Origin of the sequence: Paenibacillus tianmuensis, from assembly GCF_900100345.1 — a bacterium.
In the GTDB taxonomy this organism is placed as follows: Bacteria; Bacillota; Bacilli; order Paenibacillales; family NBRC-103111; genus Paenibacillus_G; species Paenibacillus_G tianmuensis.
This window is the reverse complement of record NZ_FMTT01000039.1, coordinates 41553-57487: the sequence shown is the minus strand read 5'-3', so window position 1 is coordinate 57487 and position 15935 is coordinate 41553. Positions and strand designations below refer to the sequence as shown.

Here is a 15935-nt window from a genome sequence, read left to right as displayed (position 1 = left end):
ATGGCAAAACCTTTGGTATTTGAAAATGATTGGCAATGGAAGCAGCTTGGCGACGCGCTGGATGGACTGCACAAAAAAGGGCTGCTGTCCGACTATACTTGGGCTGAAAAAGCATACAAACGGCAGCTTACGGGTGCTGAATTGGCGTACTTGAATATGGTTGTGCAGGCGCGACAGGCTGGTGTTGAAATCTAGCCAACTAGACCTAATAATGGGAAGAGCCGCCTGCAGGCGGCTCTTCTACATTGGTTCGCTTAAATAAAACAGATACTGCAAGCGACGATAACAAGCAGAATGAAAAGAACCAGAATAACACCTGTGGAAGTAAAACCAGCACCGCCAAAACCAGCACCGCCCACTCCTAAACCGCCCATGACCAACACTCCTCTGAATGGGATTGAGTACCGTTTTTAGCCTTCCCGGTAACTCTCATTCTCAAATATTCGATTACAGAGAAAATGTATGGACTGGTGACATGTGGCAATTGACATGTAATTATATATATATACCCATCGGCTGCAGATCCATATCCGGCCGCGGCGCATCGAAAACAGGCGGATTATATCCACTGGCTGGCGAACGAGCTACGGAAAGCGTCCGGGAAGCCGATTACATAGCTTAGCTCAAAAAGTTGGAGGGGATTATTTTTACTGATATTCATAATAAACAAAGCCATTTCCAGCTATCCTTACGTAATCTTCGGGGATACGAATAGAGACTAGATAGTCACCGCTGTCAATAACTCCTGTATAATTAGCCGAATATGACGCTTTTCCAACTTTAGTAAATGTTATTGTTTTTTCTTTGAATTCAGGCGAATCTTCGGATGTTAAGCTAACTTTAACCTTAAGAGGTAAGCTGGAGGGACTATCTATTGAATCTAGTATTAGACCAAAATGAAGATTGATTGTTGGTTTGTTTAAGGAAAGAACAAATTGATCACCTGAACTTGTCTCCGCAAGCCCACCACCTTTGATATTAAATTTGAAATTGTCACTGTGTTGTGCAAGAGTTGTCCCAGATGTAAAAAATATCAGTAAGAAAGCGAGAAGAAGGATAGAGGTTAGTGATTTGAAAACATTTTTCATAAAATAAACCTCCCACATTATGGATTTATAGGTATAATTTAAAACTAACTTATACAGTGGATTTTGTTAATAGTCCTTATTCCCTAAATTGAAAAATACTTTCTCTCAAATAACTACAAAATATCACTTTGTTATGGATTAAATGTCGTTTTTGATCGTTATATGGCTATTTACTGGTTAGACTAGTGGGGGATTTATCTATGTAAACTGGCACGCGCCGCGGAACGGATATCCGCGACCGACCATCCCGGCAGCTTGTGCCGGTAGGTTTCGGCCCGTTCCGCGGCGGGCCATCGTCAGGCCATCGTCAGGCCATCGTCAGGCGGGGTTATTAGAACAAAATTCACATTTTTCATCTGGCAGTGGACCGTCCATAGTAACAATGTTTCCATTTTCTTCTTTGAGGCAGTCAGAACATACATTTCTCAAGATATCTCCGCCATGCGTCATCGAGTGCAAAGTTACAAGGTATACATTATTCTCCATATCCATCTTCCTCGTTTAAAGCCCATCGGCCTATTTTCGTTTCCTATGCACCTGCAGCCGAATCATATTCATCGCGGCCATCCAATCCGACGCACGCTGCTCCGATCCGTCTGGGTAGATCACCTTCACATAGCCGTTCGGATACTTCAACGAGTTTGCTACCGCCCGGAGTTTGAAGCCGTAGCGTGCTGCCAATTCTTTTGCGCGAGCTTTACTCATGATTATTCCTCCTTGAAAGGGGCCGAATCCCCCGAGCTATTTTCGGTCCTCCAGGATCGCCGCCGCAAGCTTGAAGCCATAGCTCACACCCGCGGCATACTGCTGGCCAGCTTCGTCCTGACGGTCGATGGATTCTGCGCCCCAGAAGACTTGAAGGAACTTTAGAACATCTACAGGGTTTCGCTTCTCTTCAGCCATGGTTTCCCTCCTTGTATTTACTTATTTCTGAAAGTCCGAACTAATACCACTACCGAGAGCGCCAATGCCGCCAAAGCAACAATCCAGAATAGTGCGTCCATCGCCGTTCCCTCCGTTCATTTATTTTATTTTTCGCCTGTGTTAAGATTGGGGGAGAAGGTCGGTTCGGGCCGACCTTCTCCGAGGAACCTATTTACGTTTGCCCCGACGGCTGCGTTTGGTTCCTTTTTTCTTTGTCTTACGACCGTCGTTAAGTATAAGAACCTGTGTTATGAATTGCATGATGGCCGTAAGAAGAAGCACCCAATCTTTCATTTTCTCACCCTTTCAGAAAGCTGATCTTTAACTTTCTATCCTCATTATATACTGATATCAGTATACTGTCAATAAATTTTATACTGTTATCAGTATATTCGTTGTGATAAAATGAAGTTAAAAGGGGGCGTAATTTGTGGACAAGAAAGGGAAAGCATCAACACGAGCTAAAGACAAATACAATGCAGCTAATTATGATTCTTTTCTATTGAGAGTCAAAAAGGGCGAGACCCAAGTTATAGATGCGGCGGCGGAGAGATCAGGCAAGAGTCGGAATGCGTTTATCATGGAAGCCATTGAGGAAAAGATAGAACGCGAAAATAAGCAACAGGATTTATCCGATTGAAATAGTGAAAAGAGTCCTTGACCAGTTTAATTAGCTGGCGGGACTCTTTTCACTATTTCAAATCCCCATAGGGCAATTCTTTAACAATCTTTTTCATGGACTCAGTTGCCGCAATATAATGTTCTGTCGACTTTTTTAAATGGTCTGTTTCTTTTACATTATCGAGATGTTGATCCATTTCTTCCATGGATCCGATGAAATTACTAATGGAGTCATCAAGCAATTTGTGAAAAGACTGGTACTCCTCCGGCGCTTTAAGTTCGCGTATAAACTTTAAGAAGTCTTTATATTTTGGAATTCCACCATCATGTATATCTTTTAATGATTTAATATCATTTTTGTTAGTTGGATCAAATTGGCTAATGGCAATACCATATTGACTGATTGTTTCTAATCTACCTGTGAAGCCTGTTGAATTTAATTTTTCAACATACACCTTTTTAGCATCCTTTAGTTTATCCGATGTTGTAATATTTTCCTGAGTTGATGAAGTTGTAGGGCTGCTTTCACTGCATCCGGTTGCAATTGCTACAAAAAACGTGAATAGAAGAGCTAACTTTTTCATCTTACTGTAGCACCTTTTTCATCTCCATCGGCTGGAGTACTTGTTGTTATTGTAAGTTACAGATAATGATACCATCTATAGGAATGGGGTTACAATAGCGGCTCCTTTTTATAATTTACTATGATGGATCAATACAGTATATTAGACCTAGAAGAGATAACCCTAAAAGATGGGATAAGGGGAGAGGTTATGAGTTTCGTTTTTTATATGGTTTTTGGAGTACTTGAAATATTTGCTTTATTTGCTTTAATGCTAAAAACCTTCAGGTTCCCTTACTTTTTATACTTCAAGGAGATAAGCGTTATTGCGACAGTAGTTACTTTTTTGTCATATTTAATCAGAGTTTATTTCGAAATATTCCAAGTATACGATATTTTACTTCATATGGTTCTCTATATACTTTTTTTTCGATACATCTTTAAAATTAAGTATTGGAGAGCAATTATCATATCATTCACTTATTATGGTTACACAGTTTTAGTAATTTTAGTGTTTATGTTCTACACTTCGACAAATATCGTTACGAAAGAGGTATTGGAAGAACCAAATGGGATTTATGCATACATAATACAGTTTACTTCTGCTTTTATAGCTTTCTTAGTCGCGTACATAATTCATAAAATGAATACTGGGTTTAGTTTCATTAGTATACCACCTCATGATTTTATGGTGAAAAACCGACTTAAGAAGCATGATTTAATCGTTATTTTCTCAGTTCTAATTATAGCGATCATAGTGTTTTTGACTCTGTTTTTTATTTTTAGAAGTGCGAATTATATAAGTGTTCCATTATTGATATTATCGTATCTTGTGCTTGTTTATTTAGCGTATAGAAGGGATATGACCTTGTGAACGACCCGATTGAAATAGCAGCAAGCAAATTGGCACATTTGTCCAAAAAGTGGAACCCGGAAATTACGGATCATGTTGAGGACATTAGATATGGCGTGGCCCTCCGAATTAATTACTATTCAGTTGTATTGGGTTGCTTGATTATTGGATTTGTTACCGGGAAAGTGCTAGAAACTATAGTTTCGATGATTAGTTTCATCCTTCTCAGGAGATTTACAGGCGGGTTGCATATGCCCACATTAACATTGTGTTTTTTTGTTAGTTCAGCTTTATTGAGCGGCATTCCGCACATTTCTTTGGCTCAAAACATATCGATCGTGCTTAATATCGTATCACTGGTTCTTGTTTTGTTTTTTTCTGAAAGAAGGCAGCAACATAACTTAATGGGGGCTTGCATGCTGATCGGCTCCAACTTCATTCTGAATTCTGATGTAATCTCGATGTCTTTTTTTGCCCAGTCTGTGCTGCTTATTCGATTTGGGAAGGAGGTGAAACAGCCATGAAAAAGATTATCGCAAACCTTATTGCCTCCTCCGCAAAAGAGGTCCAAACAAAGGAGGGCAAGGAAGTGATCGGGATTCCACAAGCTCCTAAAAAGAGTAATTAGGTCGGTGTTTTGCCTCAATGCAAAAGACAACGATGACAATCCCATTTTACTGCGTTGATGCGAACGGGAACGAGGGCTGGGTAGAAGGATTAGATGCGACTTTCTTTGCGGTGCAATCAAAGACGCTCTACCTTTATAACCCTCAAGGGGTATTTATTTGCTTCGCCAGGTTCACGCACGAAACGCTGGTTAAAATGATGTTGCCATACGGATTCGAGGAACTTGACAACTATAATTCTTGCAAGATGAACAGAATTATTGGGATTGATCGAAAAGAACGCATCGCGCATTTCGACAATAACTTACAAACAACTATCTCTGTTAGAAACCTTAGAAAAGTAAAACACATACCTAACATTTGACTAAAAATCCCGTATTAACGGGATTTTTTTGTTTTTGTGCAATGTCAAAATTCGACAAAATCATATTTTTATATAACGATTTTGTATCGTAATCGTTTATTTTCGACTCTATCTAAATGTGCTATATTGTCCATAAAGCTTTTTAAAATACTTATTTTAGGAAATGAAGGAGGGGCAAAGCCAATGAATCTAAGAGCAGCTGAGAAGAAACTGGAGTCAAAATTTGCCGAGTTAAAAGCTCAATGGTCAAAACAAGGTCCTTATCGAACTATAGTCTCGATCAAGGGGCGGAAGATAGGTTTGGAGTATTACGCGACTTTTACCCCTCTTGAGCTTCATGCATTCAACTTCTTGAGGAAGCAACATCTTTTTGATACCTGGTTTTTCGAAATAAAAATGATAATGAAGGCAGACTTTGAGATGTTATTAAGTTCAATAAATGACGAATTAAGAATCGAAAGTTTCGATTCCAAAATGTCAGAGGATTACGATGTTCAAACAACGATTATTGAGCTGGATAAAGATTTTGAAAAGCTAATTGTTGATGAACAAGTTATCCTAACATAAAACAGAATAGCTGAGCTGAAACTGGGACGGGAAAGAGAACTACAACGCCCTATCGGGACGATGCAAAGTTGCTGTTTGAAAACAGCGGTTTTGTGTCGTCCCTTTTTTATTACCTTGTCAGGAGTTTGTACTAACCGTATTCTTCAAAAGACAGGAGACGATATCCATGCTATCTCAAAATGGAATGCTTACTATTGGAGAAGCTTCAAAATATATAAACATGTCGGAAAACCAACTTTATGATATGTGCTGCATGAAGCAAATAACACATGTCAGAGTGCGGGTAAAAAGTTCCGCAGATTTTAAAATTCTCTTCCGTCGAAAAAATTTAGAAAATTGGTTAATGCGGGAATCCGGAGAAAAGTAATACTCTTTTTCGCCGTATTAGCACAACGGGGAAAGGTCAATCGTCATCAATTCGTCAGCAATATTGATGATAACCATAAAAGTAGTGAATGTGATAGCGATAAAGCCCTTATAGATAGAGGCTTTTCAATAAAATCGGGGCCCGTCTCACGACGAGCCCCTTTCATGGGAGAGGAGAAACCGGACGAAGAGCTTATGGGGAACGTAAGTCTTCTCCACGGTTGTCTACGACATTTTCGGATGTCGATGATATAAGGATGATCCTTTTTGCAGAAAGATATACATCCGCTGGTAAAATTTTTTTGGATTTTTTGTGCAAAAGATTCCGTTTGTGATACGATATCAATATTAAGTTGGCGGAAAGAAGGCTATACAGCATGAGAGTCATTTCGGGAAGTGCCAAAGGGCGGCCGCTGAAGGCGGTACCGGGCATGGCGACCCGGCCCACGACGGACAAAGTGAAAGAAGCGGTATTCAGCATGATCGGCCCTTATTTCGACGGCGGACAAGTGCTGGATTTGTTTGCGGGCACAGGCGGGCTGAGCATCGAAGCGTTGAGCCGGGGGATGGACCGCGCCGTGCTCACGGACGTGGACAAAAAAGCCATCGACACGATTCGTCACAACCTTCAGGCGACTGGGTTAACGGATCGGGCCGAAGTGTACCGCAATGATGCGATGCGCGCGCTCAAAGCGCTTTCCAAGCGGGAAGCGCGTTTTGATCTGGTGTTTTTGGACCCGCCATACAAGCTGAAAGTGATTGGAGAGCTGTTGGAGGAGCTCCAGCAGTGCGGAATGCTGGCCGACGGAGCGCGGATCGTGGTCGAGCATGACGCGGAGGACCGCCATGAGGGGGACTTCGGGAAGCTCGAATGGTTGCGGCGGTCCGAGTATGGGGATACTGCCATTACGATTTACCGTACCCGCTCTGAGGGGAAAGAGACTTAAACTCGACAATAGAGGGAGCTGACTATACCCATGAATCCAATGATCGAGATTGGCGATCAACCCGGGCTGCGGGTGGCCGTGTATCCCGGCAGCTTTGACCCAGTGACGAACGGGCATCTGGATATTATTCATCGCGCGGCTAAGGTGTTCGATAAGCTGATCGTCGCCGTGCTCAACAATACAAGCAAAAATCCGCTGTTTTCAGTAGAGGAGCGGACGGAACTGCTGCGGCAGGCGACCAAAGACATGCCGAACGTCGAGATTGACAGCTTCCGGGATTTGCTCATTAATTATATGAAGCAAAAAAACGCGCACCTCATCGTCAGAGGACTGCGCGCGGTTTCCGATTTCGAATATGAGCTGCAGCTGGCCTCGACCAACCGCAAGCTGTGTGAAGACATCGAGACGTTCTTTATGACGTCGACGCCGAAATACTCGTATTTAAGCTCCAGCATTGTGAAAGAAATCGCCCGTTTCCACGGGCCCGTGGTCGATCTGGTCCCTCCGGAAGTGGAGCGGGCATTACGCGGCAAATACGGCAGCGGAAGCTTGTAGCTCGGAACGAAGGCTTACCGCCGATGGCGGCTGCGATGGAAGAGAAAGGCGGCAAATACCGAGAGCACGAGCAGGACAAGCAGCATCGTGCCGAACTGCAGCATCATCGGGCTGACCAAAGGCCACAGGCTGTCGCGCTCGAAGGACCAGCCGCTGCGGACCGCGGCATAGTGCGCAAGCACGGGCTGCTCACCGCCCAGCGAATCGGTGAGCGGCTTCCAGGCTAAGCAGGTGAGCACAAAAGCAATCCCGCCATGCTCAAGCCGGGAACGCAGAAAGCGCAGGTAACGCAAGTCGGAAGCCGCAGTCAAGCTCTTGACTTGGGCGTGCGTGGACAAGCCTCCCCATGAGAGCAGCAGACTGAGCAGCGCATACAGCAAGGCCGAAGAAGCGGCTTCTGTATATTGCGACAAAGCGTACGCTCCGAGATGCGGCTCGAAGAAGCCGGCCAGCAGCGCTTGGGCAAGCGTTAGAGCGTTGTCGCGGTTAAGGCCGAGCGCGGAGGCAAGGGAAGCGGCTACGGAGACGAGTCCAGAAAGCGAGACGGCGTGAAGCAGTACGGAGAACATCATGATGCACCCGCCGATCAGGAAAAGCTGCTGAACGCTTGACGTCACCGAATCTCCCAGCAGCTTGCCGAACGTCCGGCCGTCGTGCGTCCGGGCTTCTTGAAATGCGTCGAAGCTCCGGCTGAGCCATCCTGCGCCTCCCTTGTCCCGCGATTTCATTTTCGGCAGTGAATAAGGTCCCGGGGCGCTGCGAAAACGGTGGAGCACGGCCAGGAGCAGCGTAGAGGCATAATGAATGACCGCAAGCGCAAGTCCGGCTGTCGCGTTTTGCAGGAAGCCGACGCCGACCACGCTCACGAGGAAAACCGGGCTCAGCAGGTGGGAGGCAGCGAGTAGGCGCTCTCCTTCGTCACGGGTAAGCGTGCCGTCCTTACGAAGCTGGCTCACAGCTGCGGCACCGGCCGGCATGCCCGCCGTGAAGCCGAGCGCCACGATCCAGCCGGCGACTCCCGGAAGCCTGAACAACAGGCGCAGCAGCGGCTCAAGCAGTACGCCAAGTCCGTGCAATACGCCCATTCCGCGCAGCAGCTCAGTTATGATCAGAAAGGGCAGCAGGGCCGGGAAGACCAGCTTCCACCAGAGCTGCAGCCCCTGGAGCGAGGAGCGAAACGCTTCGTCGGGAAATGCGATGATGCTGACGACGAGAGCAAGCGCCGCGGCGCTTAGCAGCAGCGTCGTAAAGCGCGGGGAGAAGAGAACCTGTAACCGTTGCATCCGAATCATCACTCCAGCTTAGGTTAGTGGTACATGTTTACGCTTTGTCCGCATGGAATAGACCTGACAGGCGTACGCTACCTATAGAGATACGACATTTGCGAACGGCTGGGGGGACAGCTACCAATGGGAGAGGCTAGAGACATGAAACGCGCGTCACGCGTCGTTTTATCCGTTTTTATAGCGATAGCGCTTTTGTATGTTGTTTATTTTATGCCTTTGCCGCTCTATATTTTTAAACCGGGGACGGCTGAGGACATTCATCCGATGGTTCACGCCAAGCAGGTTTCGGAGGAAAAAGGCAAGTTTATGCTGACTACGGTGCAGGTGGCCGACGCGACCGTGTTCGGCTATTTGATGTCTTACGTCCGGCCTTACGAAGAGCTGCGGTTGAAGCGGGATTTGCTCCGCAACAACGAGACCGAGGCGGAATATTCGCGGCGTCAGGAAGTGGTTATGCTCACTTCGCAGGCAGATGCGGTTCAGGCGGTGTATAACCGGCTGAAAATGCCTTACCATATCAGCAAGGACGGCGTCGTCATCCAGCAGGTATATCCGGATGTTCCGGCGCATGACGTGCTTCAGGCCGGCGATACCCTCGTGAAAATCGACGATAAACCGATTCAAACGATGGAAGAGGTCCGAGGCGGCATAAAAGGCAAGAAAGCGGGAGAAACCGTCTTGGTCAGCTACAAGCGCAAAGGCGAGATCCGGACCAAGGATATCGCTTTGGCCGCGCTGCCTGTCGACAAAAAAGCACAACCTGCGGATGCTGCACCTGCTGCTTCGCAGGTCGGGCTGGGAGTCGTATTGGCGGAATTGCACAGTGTGAAGGCCGAGTCGGAGGAACAGCAGGTAACCATTAAAGCGGGAGACATTGGAGGGCCGTCGGCGGGCTTGATGTTTTCACTGGAAATCTATAACCGGCTGGCGCCAGGCGATATTACGAAAGGCTACAAGGTGGCGGGAACCGGAGAGATCGATCGGGAAGGCCATGTCGGTGTTATCGGAGGCATTCAGCATAAAATCGTAGCGGCCGACCGGGCGGGCGCCGAAATTTTTTTCAGCCCCGCAGATTATAAAGCTCCGACCGGGCAGACGATCCCCAATTATTCGGACGCGAAGAAGCGTGCCGACGAGCTGGGGACCAAGATGACCGTCGTTCCGGTGGCCACGATGGACGAGGCTTTGGACTATTTGGCGAAGCTGCCGGCGAAAACGGGAAGTTAGGTATTAATCCGTCACAACAACCGGCGGTTCGTAGAAATCCGCGAACCAATCGCGGGGAGCAGGCGTTTCATATCCGAGCGCATAGACAGAGGTAGCGCGAATATCCATCGCGAGTAGCGGCGAAAGCGTGTCCGTTACTTTGGTGACGACGGGCACCTTCGCCGTTGTTTTCATTCGTCGGAGCAGTTCCCGCCCTTTCGGACGAAAGCCAAGCACGCGCAGGTACGGTACGCCTTGGCCCAGCGTTTCGGAGGAGAGCTCCTCCTTGGTATGATTCAGCATAATACGCAGCAAGGTGCGCTGCAGCTTCGTCCGCGTATAGCGCTTCGTTTTGAGCCGGTCCAGCAGCGAAGCGACGCAGCCCTCGCCAAGAGCCGCCGTCTCGATCAGCGCCTGCCGGATGCGGTGCTCCAGCCCTTCCGTAACCTCATGGAACGCCGCCAGTTGCTCCGGGGGATGATTCATGAGCTGCAGCAGCAGCGGCCTCGCGAAGCGCTCCCAATCAACCGGCGCGCGTCCGGCCTGCCATTCCCGCTCCAAAATATCCAGCGTCGCCGCAGGCGCATAAGGGCGGAGGGCATTCAATGTACGTTCCTCAAAGAGCAGCTTGCGCAGAGCGGTAGCGCTTGCAATCCGTCCGTCCGTAATGTCGGTCTGATTGTATTCAGCTTTCGTCCTTGCGATCGTTTGCGGCCGAATGCCGCTTCGAAGCCGCCGCAGGGCGATTAGATAATGCAGTCCGAGCGTATTGTTCGGCTTGGCGAGCTCGCTTTCGTCCGCGCCCGGTACAAGCTGCGCTACGGCGCGGCTATAGGCGGTCGGATACGGTACGCCGGCTTTCAACTCTTGCTGCAGCAGCTCCCGCAGCGGAGCGGGCTCGTCCTGCAAGACATCGGCTGCCGCTTCGAGCCAGCCGATGTCGCCGCTCTCGCTGCCGAAGCAGAGGCTGTCGACGAGCCCGGTAGCGTCGAGCGCGGAGACGGCGCCGAAGGCGAACCATTCTGCCGGCTGGGCGCTATAGGCGACCGGCAGCTCCAGAACGAGGTCGGCTCCCATGCGGAGCGCCATCTCGGCCCGCGCCCATTTGTTCACGACCGCCGGTTCGCCGCGCTGAAGAAAGTTCCCGCTCATGATGCAAATCGCGCTGTCCGCTCCCGTTACCTTTTTCGATTGTTGGTAATGATAATAGTGACCGTTGTGCAGCGGATTGTATTCGACGACAAGACCGACGGTTGACATGCGTATGATTCCTCCCGTTCGGGGTTTCAGGCTTCTTTTGCCATTAACGATTATGTGAATCACTATAGCATGAACATAGCATGAACTGAAAATGTTGACAAAACGGAACCGAAGTCGATATAATAATCTTTGTTTGTTTGGGGTGATACTCATGTTTATACATTTGAAAGATTTGGCATCCAAAGGCATGATCCGGATCGAAGGCACGGAAGATTTGACAGGTATCCTGCCGAAGTCCGGAAGTCTGATCGGGCACGGCCCGCTGCAGGTGCGTTTGGAAGCTCGGAACACGGCCGGCACGGCCGAAGTCACCGGCGAACTGGACATCGACGTGGAGCAATCGTGCTCGCGCTGCTTGTCCCCGGTCGGACAGCATTTGACGATTCCGTTTCATGAGACGTTTGTGAAGGGTGAAAATCAAGAGCTGGAAGAGTCCGAGGATGAGGACCAGGACGAGGAAGACGTGCTGTATGTCTCCGAGGATCGGTTTGAGCTGAAGCCCTTTTTGGCGGAAAGCGTCCTGATGGCGCTGCCGTTCATCCCGCTGTGCAGTGAAGATTGTCAAGGACTGTGTCCCGTGTGCGGAACGAACCGGAACGAGAAGGCTTGCGAATGCAAGACGGAGAAGGTAGACCCGCGTTTGGCCGGACTTGCGGATTTTTTTAAAGACCGATCGTAACCAGGAACGCAGGCTGAATTCGTTGAAGGAGGTGGGAAATATGGCAGTACCTCAAAGGAGAACATCCAAAACGCGCCGCGATATGCGTCGTACTCATTTTAAATTGGAAGTACCAGGCATGGTAAAGTGTGACAATTGCGGTGAATTGAAATTGGCTCACCGGGTTTGCAAGGTTTGCGGTCAATACAAGAAAAGAGAGATTATTAGCCAATAATCTTCCTGCAGACAAAAGAGATAGTACTCCACCTTCGGGTGCAGTGCTATTTTTTTTGTTTGCTTGCGCTTCCCTTTTCTAACAGAATCCAGTATACTTTGCTTTGTGACTTGGTCATAAGAGATAGTGACATGTCATATGCATCAGGGGGGGGACCTCCCTAGTTCAAGCTAAAAAAGGTGGTGCTCGTTATCGAACGCCTTCCGAAACGACAGCGCCAGCAGCAGTTGGCCAAAGCGATCGAAGAAAACCCTTTTATTACGGATGAAGAGCTGACGAAGCTGTTTCAAGTCAGCATCCAGACGATCCGTCTGGACCGGCTCGAGCTCGGCATTCCCGAGCTGCGGGAGCGGATGAAGCTGATGGCGGAACAATCGTACGATCAGGTGCGTTCGCTTCCGCTGCATGAAGTCATCGGGGATGTCATCGATCTGCAGCTCGACAAGAGCGGCATTTCCATGTTCGAAATTCGAGAAGAGCATGTGTTCTCCCGGACGAAAATCGCCCGGGGTCATCATATATTTTCTCAGGCCAATTCCTTGGCCGTCGCGCTGATCAACGATAAGGTGGCGCTGACCGCCGCTGCGGACATCCGCTTCGTACGGCCGGTCAAACTGCAGGAGAAGTGCATTGCCAAGGCTTATGTCCGTTCGATCTCCAAAGGTAAGGCGAAGGTCGAAGTTTTTACATACGTCGGAGACGAAGTGGTATTCCAAGGAAATTTCATCATTTATCATGCGAGCAAAGATCGGCATGAAGGAGGAGAGCTTCATGCGGATAGCGATTGACGCGATGGGCGGAGACCATGCGCCGCAGGCAGCGGTGGATGGCGCGATCGCGGCGGCCGAAGAATGGCTGGATACGACGATTGTGCTGGTTGGAGATACAAGCGTGCTGGAGCCGTTGCTTCAAGGCAAGAAGCTTGCGAATCTGGAGCTGAGACACGCAAGCGAGATGATCGAAGCGGATGACGAGCCGGTTAAAGCGGTGCGACGCAAAAAAGACGCTTCGATGGTCGTCGCCGGCCGTATGGTGAAGGAGCAGGAAGTAGGCGCTATGATCTCGGCGGGCAATACGGGAGCATTGATGACCACGGGTCTCCTGGTTGTCGGCCGAATCAAAGGGATCGAACGCCCGGCGCTTGCGCCGATGCTGCCGACCGTTGACGGGGAAGGCATTCTTGCGCTTGACCTCGGAGCAAATATGGACGCGACGGCGGAGCATCTGGTGCAGTACGCCATCATGGGCAGCTTGTATCGAAGCAAAGTGCACGGAGTGGCCGAGCCGCGCGTCGGTCTTCTTAACGTGGGCACGGAAGCGATGAAAGGCAACGAGCTGACGAAGGCGGCTTTTCCGCTGCTTGAGCAGGCCCCAATCCGCTTCATAGGCAACGTGGAGTCGCGCGACGTGCTTCGGAAGCCTTGCGACGTCATCGTATGCGACGGCTTCGCGGGGAATATTATGCTTAAATCGATGGAAGGAGCGGCCTCGGTCATCTTTTCCGTCTTAAAAGAACAATTTATGCGTACATGGTACACGAAGCTTGCGGCCGCGGCGGTGAAGAAGGGCCTCAGCCACTTCCGCAAAAAAATGGATTACACCGAGCACGGCGCAGCGCCTTTGCTGGGCATTAACGGTCTGGTGCTCAAAAGCCACGGCTCGTCCAACGGCGTAGCTTTTAAAAATGCAGTGCGTCAAGCCAGAATCGTTTTGAAAAACGATTTGGTCCGCAGCATCTCTGCGGAAATCAGCAACGGGAGCGAGTAATGATGAATAGTAGCCTAAAGCCTGTAGGCATTCTCGGAACGGGAAAATATGTGCCTGAGAAGGTACTGACCAATTTCGAGCTGGAGCAAATGGTGGACACAAACGACGAATGGATCGTCACCCGTACCGGTATCCGCGAACGCCGCATCGCTTCCGCGGAGCAAGCGTCGTCGGACTTGGCCTATGAAGCCTCGAAAATCGCGCTGCAGAACGCAGGCATCGCGCCGGAAGAGCTCGATTTAATTATTGTGGCGACCGTTACCCCGGATATGGCGTTTCCATCGACGGCATGTATTTTGCAGGACAAGCTGGGGGCCAAAAAAGCGGCCGCCTTCGATCTGTCTGCGGCTTGTTCGGGATTTATCTACAGCTTGGCCAACGCCGCGAATTTCATCGCCACCGGAACATATAAATATGCGCTTGTCGTAGGCGCGGAATGCTTGTCTAAAATTACGGACTACACCGATCGTAACACCTGTATTTTGTTCGGCGACGGCGCAGGCGCGGTCGTGCTCGGAGAGGTGCCGGAAGGCCGCGGGTTTAAGTCGTTCGAGCTTGGCGCGGACGGTGCGGGCGGACCGCTGCTGAATGTCGCTGCGGGCGGTTCCCGCTGTCCGGCATCGCCGCAGAGTCTGGAAGGCAAGCAGCATTTCATCTACATGGCCGGCAGCGAAGTATTCAAATTCGCGGTACGCATCATGGGAAGCGCCGCGGAAGAGGCGCTGCGCAAGGCGGGAATCGACAAGTCCGAGGTGGATTTGCTTGTACCGCATCAGGCGAATATCCGCATCATTCAATCTGCGCTGCAGAAGCTGAATTTGAGCGAGGACAAATGCATGATCAACTTGCACAAATATGGCAATGTGTCGGCAGGATCGATTCCGATCGCTCTCGCAGAGGCGGCGGAGTCCGGACGGATTAAAGAGGGCGACTGCGTGGTGCTTGTCGGTTTCGGCGGGGGCTTGACTTGGGGCGCTTCCGTCTTGGTATGGTAAATGATCCGGGATAGGCATTGAATCTCGATAGCTTTGTGCAGGACCGGCCGTTTCGGTCCGTCCGCACGGCTTGCAGTTGGTAATAAAGGAGAATCGGATATGGGGAAAATCGCATTCGTATTCCCAGGTCAAGGGGCCCAGGCGGTAGGGATGGGGAAAGACGTTTATGAAGCGGATGCCGCTGCGCGGGGCATTTTCGAATCGGCCGACAAGGCGCTTGGCTTCCCTCTCAGCCGCATCGTCTTCGATGGTCCGGAGGAAGAGCTGAAGCTTACCGCGAATACGCAGCCTGCGCTGCTTACAACCAGCATAGCTTACCTTGAGCTGTTTCGCGCGCGTCATGGCCTTCAGCCGGATTATGCCGCTGGGCACAGCCTTGGCGAGTACAGTGCGCTTGTAGCTGCGGGCGTGCTAAGCTTTGAAGACGCGGTCCGTACGGTACGCGCACGCGGCGAGTTTATGGAGCAGGCGCTGCAGAGCGGACAAGGTGCTATGGCAGCCGTGCTCGGGGCCGAGCGCGAAGCGCTGCGGCAGCTGTGCTCGGATGTCAGCGGGCAAGGAACCGTCGTCGAGCTTGCGAACCTTAACTGCCCGGGACAGATCGTGGTTTCCGGCAGCAAAGAAGGAGTGCAGGCCATCGCCGAACGCGGCAAAGAAGCCGGCGCGAAACGCGTGATTCCGCTTGAGGTTAGCGGGCCGTTTCATTCCTCGTTGATGAAACCCGCTTCCGAGCGTCTCGGCGGCGTGCTGGAGTCCGTTGCAATGAAAGCGGCGGCCGTTCCGGTCGTTGCCAACGTGACGGCGCTGCCAGTGCAGGAGCCGGCGGAAATAAAGCAGCTGTTGATCGATCAGGTGCATTCCTCCGTGCTGTGGGAAGATAGCGTTGCATGGCTGCTCGGGCAAGGTGTGGACACGTTTGTCGAAATCGGCAGCGGCACCGTCCTGGCAGGTCTGATCAAGAAGATCGACCGCAGTGTGAAAGTGTATTCCATCAACAGTCTGGAAGCTATCGAGAAATTTCAGCTGGAAACGACGGAATAAACGATTATTCATGG

The 15935-nt window shown here is 49.9% G+C and carries 20 protein-coding genes and 1 pseudogene; 14 read left to right on the top strand and 7 right to left on the bottom strand.

The window, feature by feature from the left end:
* A pseudogene (locus tag BLO51_RS29375) lies at positions 1-195 on the top strand (glycoside hydrolase family 73 protein); the annotation flags it as partial.
* Between the two features lie 59 nt (positions 196-254).
* On the opposite strand, the gene BLO51_RS29865 reads toward BLO51_RS29375, so the two are convergent.
* The 4 genes from BLO51_RS29865 to BLO51_RS29370 form a co-directional block, all read right to left on the bottom strand.
* A complete protein-coding gene (locus BLO51_RS29865; RefSeq protein WP_217266767.1) occupies positions 255-374 on the bottom strand; it encodes a sporulation protein YjcZ in 120 nt (39 codons plus the stop codon).
* A 273-nt stretch (positions 375-647) separates the two neighbouring features.
* Positions 648-1088 (bottom strand): hypothetical protein, encoded by a 441-nt coding sequence (locus BLO51_RS21330; protein WP_090675055.1) that lies wholly within the window; start codon positions 1086-1088, stop codon positions 648-650.
* Positions 1089-1604: 516 nt separating this feature from the next.
* Entirely contained in the window at positions 1605-1793 is a 189-nt protein-coding gene (locus BLO51_RS21325) for a hypothetical protein (protein WP_090675054.1), read from the bottom strand.
* Between the two features lie 36 nt (positions 1794-1829).
* Positions 1830-1991, bottom strand: a complete 162-nt coding sequence (locus BLO51_RS29370; protein WP_167670277.1) for a hypothetical protein — start codon at positions 1989-1991, stop codon at positions 1830-1832.
* A gap of 451 nt (positions 1992-2442) precedes the next feature.
* Between BLO51_RS29370 and BLO51_RS21320 the strand changes: the two genes are divergently transcribed.
* Complete coding sequence (locus BLO51_RS21320) at positions 2443-2652, top strand: type II toxin -antitoxin system TacA 1-like antitoxin (protein WP_090675052.1); 210 nt, start codon at positions 2443-2445, stop codon at positions 2650-2652.
* 52 nt (positions 2653-2704) lie between these two features.
* Here BLO51_RS21320 and BLO51_RS21315 read toward each other — a convergent pair whose 3' ends face one another.
* Complete coding sequence (locus tag BLO51_RS21315; protein ID WP_090675051.1) at positions 2705-3217, bottom strand: hypothetical protein; 513 nt, start codon at positions 3215-3217, stop codon at positions 2705-2707.
* Between the two features lie 848 nt (positions 3218-4065).
* Between BLO51_RS21315 and BLO51_RS21305 the strand changes: the two genes are divergently transcribed.
* The 5 genes from BLO51_RS21305 to coaD all read left to right on the top strand — a co-directional run bounded on the left by BLO51_RS21305 (position 4066) and on the right by coaD (position 7473).
* Positions 4066-4572 (top strand): accessory gene regulator B family protein, encoded by a 507-nt coding sequence (locus tag BLO51_RS21305; protein WP_090675047.1) that lies wholly within the window; start codon positions 4066-4068, stop codon positions 4570-4572.
* Positions 4573-5221: 649 nt separating this feature from the next.
* On the top strand, positions 5222-5605 hold the full coding sequence (locus BLO51_RS21295) for a hypothetical protein (protein ID WP_090675044.1): 384 nt from the start codon (positions 5222-5224) through the stop codon (positions 5603-5605).
* A 166-nt stretch (positions 5606-5771) separates the two neighbouring features.
* On the top strand, positions 5772-5972 hold the full coding sequence (locus BLO51_RS21290) for a helix-turn-helix domain-containing protein (RefSeq protein ID WP_090675042.1): 201 nt from the start codon (positions 5772-5774) through the stop codon (positions 5970-5972).
* A gap of 376 nt (positions 5973-6348) precedes the next feature.
* Positions 6349-6918 carry a 16S rRNA (guanine(966)-N(2))-methyltransferase RsmD gene (gene rsmD / locus BLO51_RS21285; RefSeq protein WP_090675040.1) on the top strand — a complete coding sequence of 190 codons (570 nt, stop codon included), beginning with the start codon at positions 6349-6351 and terminating at the stop codon, positions 6916-6918.
* A 30-nt stretch (positions 6919-6948) separates the two neighbouring features.
* Entirely contained in the window at positions 6949-7473 is a 525-nt protein-coding gene (coaD, locus tag BLO51_RS21280; RefSeq protein WP_174551291.1) for a pantetheine-phosphate adenylyltransferase, read from the top strand.
* 14 nt (positions 7474-7487) lie between these two features.
* On the opposite strand, the gene BLO51_RS21275 is transcribed toward coaD, so the two are convergent.
* Entirely contained in the window at positions 7488-8756 is a 1269-nt protein-coding gene (locus BLO51_RS21275) for a nucleoside recognition domain-containing protein (RefSeq protein ID WP_090675039.1), read from the bottom strand.
* A gap of 144 nt (positions 8757-8900) precedes the next feature.
* On the opposite strand from BLO51_RS21275, the gene BLO51_RS21270 reads away from it, so the two are divergent.
* Positions 8901-9986: a SepM family pheromone-processing serine protease gene (locus BLO51_RS21270; protein WP_245719762.1), complete on the top strand. Its 1086-nt coding sequence runs from the start codon at positions 8901-8903 to the stop codon at positions 9984-9986.
* Positions 9987-9989: 3 nt separating this feature from the next.
* On the opposite strand, the gene BLO51_RS21265 is transcribed toward BLO51_RS21270, so the two are convergent.
* Entirely contained in the window at positions 9990-11225 is a 1236-nt protein-coding gene (locus BLO51_RS21265) for a nucleotidyltransferase (RefSeq protein ID WP_090675035.1), read from the bottom strand.
* A 151-nt stretch (positions 11226-11376) separates the two neighbouring features.
* On the opposite strand from BLO51_RS21265, the gene BLO51_RS21260 reads away from it, so the two are divergent.
* The 6 genes from BLO51_RS21260 to fabD all read left to right on the top strand — a co-directional run bounded on the left by BLO51_RS21260 (position 11377) and on the right by fabD (position 15921).
* Positions 11377-11904, top strand: a complete 528-nt coding sequence (locus BLO51_RS21260) for a YceD family protein (RefSeq protein ID WP_090675034.1) — start codon at positions 11377-11379, stop codon at positions 11902-11904.
* Positions 11905-11944: 40 nt separating this feature from the next.
* Complete coding sequence (rpmF, locus tag BLO51_RS21255) at positions 11945-12118, top strand: 50S ribosomal protein L32 (RefSeq protein WP_090675032.1); 174 nt, start codon at positions 11945-11947, stop codon at positions 12116-12118.
* Between the two features lie 179 nt (positions 12119-12297).
* Positions 12298-12906 (top strand): transcription factor FapR, encoded by a 609-nt coding sequence (gene fapR, locus BLO51_RS21250; protein ID WP_010501116.1) that lies wholly within the window; start codon positions 12298-12300, stop codon positions 12904-12906.
* Positions 12890-13885, top strand: coding sequence for a phosphate acyltransferase PlsX (plsX, locus tag BLO51_RS21245; RefSeq protein WP_090675030.1), 996 nt, complete (start codon positions 12890-12892; stop codon positions 13883-13885). Before fapR ends, plsX begins: the two co-directional genes overlap by 17 nt.
* Positions 13886-13887: 2 nt before the next feature.
* On the top strand, positions 13888-14880 hold the full coding sequence (locus BLO51_RS21240; protein ID WP_090675028.1) for a beta-ketoacyl-ACP synthase III: 993 nt from the start codon (positions 13888-13890) through the stop codon (positions 14878-14880).
* Between the two features lie 99 nt (positions 14881-14979).
* Entirely contained in the window at positions 14980-15921 is a 942-nt protein-coding gene (gene fabD, locus BLO51_RS21235; RefSeq protein WP_090675027.1) for an ACP S-malonyltransferase, read from the top strand.
* Positions 15922-15935: the final 14 nt, after the last annotated feature.

Bases quoted from the DNA above. Each gene is read 5' to 3' on its own strand.
- BLO51_RS29865 (WP_217266767.1), bottom strand. From the start codon at position 374: ATGGGCGGTTTAGGAGTGGGCGGTGCTGGTTTTGGCGGTGCTGGTTTT.
- BLO51_RS21330 (WP_090675055.1), bottom strand. From the start codon at position 1,088: ATGAAAAATGTTTTCAAATCACTAACCTCTATCCTTCTTCTCGCTTTC.
- BLO51_RS21325 (WP_090675054.1), bottom strand. From the start codon at position 1,793: ATGAGTAAAGCTCGCGCAAAAGAATTGGCAGCACGCTACGGCTTCAAA.
- BLO51_RS29370 (WP_167670277.1), bottom strand. From the start codon at position 1,991: ATGGCTGAAGAGAAGCGAAACCCTGTAGATGTTCTAAAGTTCCTTCAA.
- BLO51_RS21315 (WP_090675051.1), bottom strand. From the start codon at position 3,217: ATGAAAAAGTTAGCTCTTCTATTCACGTTTTTTGTAGCAATTGCAACC.
- BLO51_RS21295 (WP_090675044.1), top strand. From the start codon at position 5,222: ATGAATCTAAGAGCAGCTGAGAAGAAACTGGAGTCAAAATTTGCCGAG.
- BLO51_RS21290 (WP_090675042.1), top strand. From the start codon at position 5,772: ATGCTATCTCAAAATGGAATGCTTACTATTGGAGAAGCTTCAAAATAT.
- rsmD (WP_090675040.1), top strand. From the start codon at position 6,349: ATGAGAGTCATTTCGGGAAGTGCCAAAGGGCGGCCGCTGAAGGCGGTA.
- coaD (WP_174551291.1), top strand. From the start codon at position 6,949: ATGAATCCAATGATCGAGATTGGCGATCAACCCGGGCTGCGGGTGGCC.
- BLO51_RS21275 (WP_090675039.1), bottom strand. From the start codon at position 8,756: ATGCAACGGTTACAGGTTCTCTTCTCCCCGCGCTTTACGACGCTGCTG.
- BLO51_RS21270 (WP_245719762.1), top strand. From the start codon at position 8,901: ATGAAACGCGCGTCACGCGTCGTTTTATCCGTTTTTATAGCGATAGCG.
- BLO51_RS21265 (WP_090675035.1), bottom strand. From the start codon at position 11,225: ATGTCAACCGTCGGTCTTGTCGTCGAATACAATCCGCTGCACAACGGT.
- BLO51_RS21260 (WP_090675034.1), top strand. From the start codon at position 11,377: ATGTTTATACATTTGAAAGATTTGGCATCCAAAGGCATGATCCGGATC.
- rpmF (WP_090675032.1), top strand. From the start codon at position 11,945: ATGGCAGTACCTCAAAGGAGAACATCCAAAACGCGCCGCGATATGCGT.
- plsX (WP_090675030.1), top strand. From the start codon at position 12,890: ATGCGGATAGCGATTGACGCGATGGGCGGAGACCATGCGCCGCAGGCA.
- BLO51_RS21240 (WP_090675028.1), top strand. From the start codon at position 13,888: ATGAATAGTAGCCTAAAGCCTGTAGGCATTCTCGGAACGGGAAAATAT.
- fabD (WP_090675027.1), top strand. From the start codon at position 14,980: ATGGGGAAAATCGCATTCGTATTCCCAGGTCAAGGGGCCCAGGCGGTA.